Source organism: Deinococcus aerophilus (genome assembly GCF_014647075.1).
GTDB lineage: Bacteria > Deinococcota > Deinococci > Deinococcales > Deinococcaceae > Deinococcus > Deinococcus aerophilus.
The window spans coordinates 1-619 of record NZ_BMOM01000090.1; the positions used below are offsets into that span (position 1 = coordinate 1).

General features: G+C 65.3%; 1 protein-coding gene and 1 pseudogene. Both read left to right on the plus strand.

Features of this window, described 5'->3' with window-relative positions; all coding sequences use genetic code 11:
• Positions 1-410, plus strand: a 410-nt coding sequence (locus IEY21_RS16710; protein WP_188905468.1) for a 6-pyruvoyl trahydropterin synthase family protein, incomplete at its 5' end; no start/stop codon positions are given.
• Positions 407-619, plus strand: a pseudogene (locus IEY21_RS16715) (7-carboxy-7-deazaguanine synthase QueE); the annotation flags it as partial. The gene IEY21_RS16710 and the pseudogene IEY21_RS16715, both read left to right, overlap by 4 nt.

Sequence of the window (619 nt, forward strand, 5' to 3'; positions counted from 1 at the left end):
TGCCCTGGACCCTCACGTCCGAGTTCACTTTCGACTCGGCGCACGTCATCACCGGCTACGACGGTCCGTGTGGACGCCTGCACGGCCACACCTACCGGGTGCGCATGCAGCTGACCTCCGAGAAACTGCGTCCCAGCGCCCATGTGGGGCGGCACATCATGGTCGCGGACTTCAGGACCCTGAAATGGGCCAAGAAGGACGTGGAGCAGGGCGGACTTGACCACGCCTACCTCAACGACCTTCCAGAACTGGGCGACGACACCACCGCCGAGGTCATCGCCGCCTACATTCACCGGGGGACCCTGCAGCGCGTCCGCGCGGACCTTCCGGCCGGAGACGACGGAGCCGATCTCAAACTGCGGGTGACCCTGTGGGAAACCCCGGACAGCAGTTGCGAGTACTGGGAATGAAGTACCCGGTCTACGAGCGCTTCTACACCTGGCAGGGCGAGGGGGTGCATCTGGGCCGCGCAGCGTACTTCATCCGCCTGTACGGCTGTCCACAGTCGTGCCCGTGGTGTGACAGCGCCGGAACGTGGCACAAGGATTTCCGGCCCGAGGGGGTAACCCTGATGGAGGCGACCGAACTGGCCGAAGTGGTGGACCGCGAGAGTCCTGAC